This window comes from Gemmatimonadales bacterium, from assembly GCA_035502185.1.
Classification (GTDB): Bacteria; Gemmatimonadota; Gemmatimonadetes; order Gemmatimonadales; family JACORV01; genus Fen-1245.
Window position 1 is genome coordinate 1 of the sequence record DATJUT010000034.1, and the last position, 7504, is coordinate 7504.

General features: G+C 71.5%; 6 protein-coding genes. 1 reads left to right on the plus strand and 5 read right to left on the minus strand.

The genetic code is table 11. The annotated features are described in order from the left end of the window. The 5 genes from VMF70_04780 to VMF70_04800 all read right to left on the minus strand — a co-directional run. The coding region (locus VMF70_04780; GenBank protein ID HTT67322.1) for an NAD(P)-binding domain-containing protein at positions 1–578 on the minus strand (578 nt) is incomplete at its 3' end. A gap of 10 nt (positions 579–588) precedes the next feature. Further along, positions 589–2265 carry an energy-dependent translational throttle protein EttA gene (gene ettA / locus VMF70_04785; GenBank protein HTT67323.1) on the minus strand — a complete coding sequence of 559 codons (1677 nt, stop codon included), beginning with the start codon at positions 2263–2265 and terminating at the stop codon, positions 589–591. Next, positions 2262–3911, minus strand: coding sequence for an amidase (locus VMF70_04790; protein ID HTT67324.1), 1650 nt, complete (start codon positions 3909–3911; stop codon positions 2262–2264). Before VMF70_04790 ends, ettA begins: the two co-directional genes overlap by 4 nt. 12 nt (positions 3912–3923) lie before the next feature. Beyond that, positions 3924–4361 carry a large conductance mechanosensitive channel protein MscL gene (mscL, locus tag VMF70_04795; protein ID HTT67325.1) on the minus strand — a complete coding sequence of 146 codons (438 nt, stop codon included), beginning with the start codon at positions 4359–4361 and terminating at the stop codon, positions 3924–3926. A gap of 26 nt (positions 4362–4387) precedes the next feature. Further along, positions 4388–5557, minus strand: coding sequence for a glycoside hydrolase family 27 protein (locus VMF70_04800; protein ID HTT67326.1), 1170 nt, complete (start codon positions 5555–5557; stop codon positions 4388–4390). Positions 5558–5775: 218 nt separating this feature from the next. On the opposite strand from VMF70_04800, the gene VMF70_04805 reads away from it, so the two are divergent. After that, positions 5776–7419 (plus strand): M20/M25/M40 family metallo-hydrolase, encoded by a 1644-nt coding sequence (locus VMF70_04805; protein HTT67327.1) that lies wholly within the window; start codon positions 5776–5778, stop codon positions 7417–7419. Positions 7420–7504: the final 85 nt, after the last annotated feature.

Genomic DNA, 7504 nt, shown 5'->3' on the forward strand with positions numbered 1-7504 from the left:
ATGCACAGCGGCTCCAGCAGCCGCGCGCCCTCGATGCCGCCGATGTCCATCACGGGCCAGCCGAGCGACGTCAGGAGCCCGGTGACCGTCTGCTTCGCAGCGGCGTCGTTGCCGCAGATGAACATGTCGGGCGGCCCGCCCGGGAACGCCGGCTTCACCATGTGGGCGTGGCCGACGATGTTGAACGCCTTGACCACCTTCGCGCCGGGCAGCCAGCGCTGCACCTGCTCCCCACCCGAGTCCCGGTGGCCGAGCGCGAGGGCCGGCGGCGCGCCGGGCGCGAACACCAGGGGATTGGTCGCGTCGATCACCACCTTGCCGGCCAGGCTCTTCGGGCCCGCCAGCTTGAGGGCGTTCTCGGTCCCGCTCCACAGCGTGGCGACGATCGCCAGCTCGGCGAAGGCCGCGGCATCCGCGAACGTCGCGATGTCGCATCCCCTGCCCGCCCGCGTCGCGGCCGCCCGGGCCTTGTCGGCCGAGGGATCGCGCGTGCCCAGCCGGACCTCGTGACCGAACGAGGCGAGGCCACCCGCGAGCGTGCACCCGACGTCGCCGGTGCCCAGGATTCCGATCTTCATCGTCCGCTCCTCAGTGAACGAGCTTCTTGTAGTGGATCCGGTGCGGCTGGTCGGCGGAGGCGCCCTTGCGCCGGTGGAAGTCCGCCGCGTAGCCCTGGTAGTCGCCCTCGTACCAGTACACCTCGCCGTCGCCCTCGAAGGCCAGGATGTGCGTCGCGATGCGGTCGAGGAACCAGCGGTCGTGGCTCACGACCACCACGCAGCCGGCGAACCGCAGCAACGCGTCTTCCAGCGCGCGCAGCGTGTCCACGTCCAGGTCGTTGGTGGGCTCGTCGAGCAGCAGCACGTTGCCGCCGCTCTTGAGGAGCTTGGCCAGGTGCAGCCGGTTCCGCTCCCCGCCCGACAGGTCGGCCACCTTCTTCTGCTGATCCGCGCCGCGGAACCCGAAGCTGGCCGAGTAGGCGCGCGCATTCACCTGCCGCTTCCCGAACTCCAGCGTCTCCTGCCCGCCCGAGATCTCCTGGAACACCGTCTTGGTGCCGTCCAGCGCCTCGCGGCTCTGGTCCACGTACGCCACCCTGACCGTCGCGCCGACCTTGAGGGTCCCCGCGTCCGGCTTCTCGGCGCCCACGATCATCCGGAACAGCGTGGTCTTGCCCGCGCCGTTCGGCCCGATGACGCCGACGATCCCGCCCCGTGGCAAGCGGAAGCTCATGTTCTCGAACAGCAGCCGGTCGCCGAACCCCTTGGCGAGGCCCTCGGCGGTGATCACCTCGTCGCCCAGGCGCTCCGGCGCCGGGATCAGGATCTCAGCCGTGTCCTCGCGCGCCTCCGCCTCCTCGGCGAGGAGCGATTCGTAGGCGCCGATGCGCGCCTTGGACTTGGCCTGGCGCGCGCGGGGCGACATGCGGATCCACTCCAGCTCGCGCTCGAGCGTGCGCCGCCGCGCCGACGCCTGCTTCTCCTCCACCGCCAGCCGCTTCTGCTTCTGGTCCAGCCAGCCCGAGTAGTTGCCCTTCCACGGGATGCCTTCGCCCCGGTCCAGCTCGAGGATCCAGCCCGCCACGTTGTCGAGGAAGTAGCGGTCGTGGGTGACGGCGATGACGCAGCCGGGGAACTCCTTGAGATGGCGCTCGAGCCACGCCACCGACTCGGCGTCGAGGTGGTTGGTGGGCTCGTCGAGGAGCAGCAGGTCGGGCTGCGACAGCAGCAGCCGGCACAGTGCCACCCGCCGCCGCTCGCCGCCCGAGATCTTCGTCACGTCGGCATCACCGGGCGGCAGGCGCAGCGCGTCCATCGCGACGTCGAGGTGGTGATCCAGCTCCCACGCCCCGGCGGCGTCGATCCGGTGCTGCAGGTTGCCCTGCTTCTCGAGCAGCGCGTTCATCGCTTCCTCGTCCATCGGCTCGGCGAACCTCGCGCTGATCGCCTCGAACTCGGTGAGCATCGCGCGGATCGGCGCGACGCCTTCCTCGACGTTGCCGCGGACGTCCTTCGCCGGGTCGAGCCGCGGCTCCTGGGGCAGCCAGCCGATGCGGATGCCCGGGGCCGGCCGGGCCTCGCCGATGAAGTCGGTGTCCACGCCGGCCATGATCTTGAGCAGGCTGCTCTTGCCCGCGCCGTTGAGGCCGATGACGCCGATCTTGGCGTCGGGGAAGAAGGACAGCGAGATGTCCTTGAGCACGTGCCGGCTCGGCGGCACCACCTTGCCGAGCCGGAGCGTCGAGAAGATGTACTGCAGGGTCATCCGGCCGCCGGCAGCACGACCGTGGGCAGGAGCTGCGGCGCCCGCCGCATCCGGCTGGCCTGCTCGTAGGCGAAGGCTGCCCTGATCAGCGTCGCCTCCGTCCAGGCGCGGCCGAAGAACGACAGTCCCACCGGGACTCCCAGCACGTAGCCCATCGGCACCGTGACGTGCGGGTAGCCGGCGACGGCTGCGGGCGTCGTGCAATCCGCGCCACCGCCGTCGCCGTCCACGAAGTCGATCTGGCGGGGCGGCGTCGACGTGGGGCACACGATCGCGTCGAGCCGGTGCCTCCGCACCACCAGGTCGATGCCCTCGGTGCGCGCGAAGCGGTGGCAGCGCGCCAGCGCCCGGCGATAGACGGGGCTGGCGAGCCCGCCCCGTGCCTGGGCCGACAGCAGCGTCTCCTGGCCGAACAGCTGCAGCTCTTCCGCCTCGTGCGCCTTGTTGAAGGCGATCACGTCGGCCAGCGACCGGACCGGGGCGCCCGGACCGAGCCCCGCGAGATACGCGTCGAGGTCCGCCCTGAAGTCGCACTCGAGCACCACCTGCTCGGAGTCCTTCAGGCGGTCCTCGGTGGTGAGGTCCACCTTGTCCACCAGCACCGCCCCGCGATCGCGCAGCACCCCCAGCGCCGCCTCGAACAGCTGGTCCACCACGCGGTGGTTGCCGGTGTAGCGCTTGCGCGCGATGCCCAGGCGCAGGCCGCGCAGCCCGTCGGGGTCGAGCGCGCGCGCGTAGTCGGCGGCGTGAGCGCCGGCCGCATCCGTGGCCGGGTCCTTGGGGTCGGCGCCTGCGAGCGCCGTCAGCAGCGCCGCCGCGTCGGCCACGCAACGCGCGAGCGGCCCCGCCGTATCCTGGTTGTGGGAGATCGGCACGATCCCCGCCCGGCTCACCAGGCCCACCGTCGGCTTGATGCCGACCAGGCTGCACGCGGACGCCGGCGACGTGATCGAGCCGTCGGTCTCGGTGCCGACCGCCACGGCGCAGAGGTTCGCCGCCGCCGCGGCCGCGGAGCCGCTGCTCGAGCCCGACGGCGACCGGTCCAGCACGTACGGGTTGCGGCACTGCCCGCCGCGCCCGCTCCACCCGCTGATCGAGTGGCGGCCACGGAAGTTCGCCCACTCGCTCAGGTTCGTCTTCCCGAGAATCACCGCGCCGGCTTCGCGCAGCCGCGCGGCCACGGTCGAGTCGCGCGCGGCGATCGACGCGGCGAGGGCCAGCGAGCCGGCGCTGGTGTGCATCCTGTCCCCGGTGTCGATGTTGTCCTTGATCAGGACGGGGATGCCGTGCAGCGGCCCCCGCGCCCCCTTGGTCCGGCGCTCCACATCGAGCGCGTCGGCGGTGGCGAGGGCGTCGGGGTTCGTCTCGATCACCGTGTGGAGGTTGGGGCCCTTCTGATCCACCGCATCGATGCGCGCCAGGTACTGCTCGGCCAGCGCGCGCGCGGTCCAGCGGCCGGCACGCATCCCCTCCTGCAGCTGCGCGACCGTCACCTCGTCGAGATTCTCCTGCCCCTGCCAGCCACGCCGGCGGGCGGCGCCGAGCGCCTCCGCCGCGGGCATCCGGCGCACGTCCGCCGCGGCCAGGGCGCCGCCCAGCACCGTGGTGCCCACGAACGCCCGGCGCGTGATCCCGTCGCGAGCCATCGACTCACTCCGTCACAGGGTGGACGTGCACTGGGGGCACCGGGTGGCCTTGACCGGAATGGCCGAGAAGCAGAAGCGGCACTCCTTGGTCGCCGGCGCGGCCGCCGCCGGCTTGGCCACGGCCTGCTGCATGCGGTTCGCCATCCGGATCACGAGGAACAGCGCGAACGCGACGATGAGAAAGTCGATGGTGGCGTTGAGGAACACGCCGTAGTTGACGGTCGGCGCACCCGCGGCCTTCGCCGCCGCGAGGCTCGGGTAGCTGGTCCCCGACAGGTTCAGGTACAGGCCGCTGAAGTCCACCTTGCCCACCACGAGCCCGATGGGCGGCATCAGGATGTCGGCCACCAGCGACGAGACGATCTTGCCGAACGCGGCGCCGATGATCACCGCGACCGCCAGGTCGATGACGTTGCCGCGCAGGATGAACGCCTTGAATTCCTTGAACATGGTCCAGCCTCCTGGGTTGACCTGCGTTACTTCGCACGCGGCGCTGGCGTGATCCTCACCATCACCACGGTGTGCGGAGCGACCGGCGTGTCGTAGCGCCCGCGCCCGCCGACGGCGTCCCGGTGGAGCCACAGGTCGCGCACCCGAGCCGTCGCACCGCTCGCCCACCCGAGATCGCTCCACTCCACCCCCATCGTCGCCGCGCCCTCGGTCCGGTTCAGGAACGCCACCGCCCGCGACCCATCCCGGAGCGGCTTCACCCACACCTGGAGCCCCGGCTCGGTCTGCTTCAGCAGCCATCCCTCGACGCCGAGCGAGTCCTGGTCCACCGCGATCACCTCGGGATTGGTGAGGATGTCGCGGGTCGCCGCGGTCATCGTCCGGAGATCGTTGCCGGCGAGGAGCGGCGCGGCCACGATCGCCCACAGCGAAAAGTGCGCGCGGTACTCGGCGTCGCTCATGCCGCCGTTGCCGACCTCGAGCATGTCGGGGTCGTTCCACCCGCCGGGGCCGGCCACGGCCTGGTGGACGGACGAGGCGTCGAGGTTGGCCAGCATGCTCGCCCAGGTATCCTCGATGTCCCCGGTGGTCCGCCACAGGTGGCCGATGCCGGCCGCCCACTCCCACGGGTGGTTGGAGCCCCACTCGCAGAGGCTCAGCACGATCGGCCGCCCGGTCGCGACCAGGGCCTCGTGGAACTTGCGGTACTGCGCCGGCGCCTCGAGGCCCCGCGCGTTGCACCAGTCCTCCTTCACGTAGTCCACGCCCCACGACGCATAGGTGCGCGCGTCCTGCGCCTCGTGGTTGAGGGTGCCCGGACGGCCCTGGCAGGTGTTCGTCCCCGCGTCGGTGTAGATCCCGAACTTCAACCCCTTGGCGTGGACGTAGTCGGCGACCGCCTTCATCCCGTGCGGGAAGAGCTGCGGATCGGCCACGATCGTGCCCGCGGTGTCGCGGTAGACCTGCCAGCAGTCGTCGATCACGACGTACCGATAGCCGGCGTCGCGCATGCCGCTCGATACCATCGCGTCGGCGGTCGCCTCGATCAGCTGCTCGTCCACGTGACAGGCGAACTTGTTCCAGCTGTTCCAGCCCATCGGCGGGGTGCGGGCGAGCCCGTCGTCGAGCCGCCGGACCTGGGCCACCCCGGGCGACGCGAGCAGGGACGGGAGCAGGGCGGCGGCGAGAGCGGCCATACGGCTGAACGGGTGCACGGGACCTCCACGGCGATGTGGGACGCGGGGTGCGGCGGTGGCCGCGGCTAAGTATCCCGCGCGGCCCGCGCGCCCGCAACGCCCGGCTGGCGGGCGACGTACTGTAGCGTGCATAGTGTCTCCGCCGCCACCGCTCGCGAGCCTCGGTGCTCGGAGCCCGGGCAGACCAGACCGTTCTCGATTTCCGTGGGAGGTACCCGATGAGGCGTTCGATCGCCGGCGTGGCCCTGGGGCTGCTGTTCGCCTCAGGCACCGCCGCCGCTCAGACCTATGCCACCGACGACTCGGTGCTGCACCGCATCTGGGCGATCGGCATGGACAGCTCCCGGACGTACCAGCTGTCGCAAGCGCTGTTCGATTCCATCGGCCCCCGGCTGACCGGATCGCCGTCCTTCAAGTCCGCCGGCGACTGGGCCCTCGCGATGTACCAGGGCTGGGGCATTCCGGCGCGCGCCGAGACGTACGGCACCTGGAAGGGCTGGCGGCGCGGCGTGACGCACCTCGACCTGGTCTCGCCGAGGGTGCGCACGCTCGCCGGCACGATGTTGTCGTTCAGCCCCGGCACCGGCGGCAAGACCGTCCGGGGCGACGTTCTCCTCCTGCCCGACGTGGCCGACTCGACCGCCTTCCGCGCCTGGCTCCCGCAGGTGAAGGGCAAGTTCGTCGCGGTCTCGTACCCCGAGCCCACCTGCCGGGCGGACAGCGAGTGGATCACCACCGCGCTTCCGGACTCGTGGAAGCGGCTCCAGGAGTCGCGCGCCGCCGAGCGCAGCGCGTGGGCGGCCCGGATCCGCAATGCCGCCGGCAACCAGCGGCTGCTCGAGATCGCGCTCGACGGCGCCGGCGCCGCCGGCATCCTCCAGAGCACCTGGAGCGGCGGCTGGGGCACCCACCGCATCTTCAACGCCTCGACCGAGCACGCCCCCGTCGTGGACCTCGAGTGCGAGGACTACGGCCTGGTGGCGAGGCTGGTCCAGAATCACGACGGGCCCGTGGTGCAGTTGGCCGCCGACGCGCAGTTCCTGGGCGACGTGCCCGTGTTCAACACCGTCGCCGAGATCCGCGGGTCGGTGCTGCCGAACGAGTACGTGATGCTGTCGGCCCACTTCGATTCGTGGGACGGCGGCTCCGGCGCGACCGACAACGGCACCGGCACGATCACGATGATGGAGGCGATGCGGATCCTGAAGCTCGCCTACCCCCATCCCAGGCGCACCATCCTGGTTGGGCACTGGGCTTCGGAGGAGAACGGGCTCGACGGCTCGCGGGCGTTCGTGGCCGATCATCCCGACATCGTCGCGCACCTGCAGGCCCTGTTCAACCAGGACAACGGCACCGGCCGCGTGATCAGCATGTCGGCGTCGGGTTTCGTGGACGCCTCGTCCAACCTGGGGCGGTGGCTGTCGCGGGTGCCCGCCGAGATCACCCGGGAGATCAAGTTCCAGTTCCCCGGGATGCCGGCCGGCGGCGGGACCGACCACGCGTCGTTCGACTGCGCCGGCGCGCCCGGCTTCGGGCTCGGGTCGCTCAACTGGGACTACTTCCTGTACACGTGGCACACCAACCGCGACACGTTCGACAAGATCGTCTTCGACGAGCTGAAGTCGAACGCCGTGCTCACGGCGATGCTGGTGTACCTGGCATCGGAGGATCCGCAGCCGGTCTCGCGCGACCGGCGCACCGTGTTCCCGACCCGCGCGGGCTTCGGGCCCGCCGGACCGCAGGGCACGTCGTGGCCCGCCTGCACGCCGCCGCCGCGCAGCTTCGCCGACTACCTGCGCGAGGTGGAGCAGCGCGAAGCGCAGCAGCGCCAGGCGCAGCAGCAGGCGCCGCGGGGACCGTAGGGTAAGACGGGGTGCTGGGGGGATTGGGGTCTCGGGTTGGGGGATGGTGGCCCCAACCCCCAAACCCCAAAACCCCACCCCCACC

What these genes read in the sequence shown, in the direction of transcription:
- VMF70_04805 (HTT67327.1), top strand. Translation starts at nt 5,776, where the DNA reads ATGAGGCGTTCGATCGCCGGCGTGGCCCTGGGGCTGCTGTTCGCCTCA.
- mscL (HTT67325.1), bottom strand. Translation starts at nt 4,361, where the DNA reads ATGTTCAAGGAATTCAAGGCGTTCATCCTGCGCGGCAACGTCATCGAC.
- ettA (HTT67323.1), bottom strand. Translation starts at nt 2,265, where the DNA reads ATGACCCTGCAGTACATCTTCTCGACGCTCCGGCTCGGCAAGGTGGTG.
- VMF70_04800 (HTT67326.1), bottom strand. Translation starts at nt 5,557, where the DNA reads ATGGCCGCTCTCGCCGCCGCCCTGCTCCCGTCCCTGCTCGCGTCGCCC.
- VMF70_04790 (HTT67324.1), bottom strand. Translation starts at nt 3,911, where the DNA reads ATGGCTCGCGACGGGATCACGCGCCGGGCGTTCGTGGGCACCACGGTG.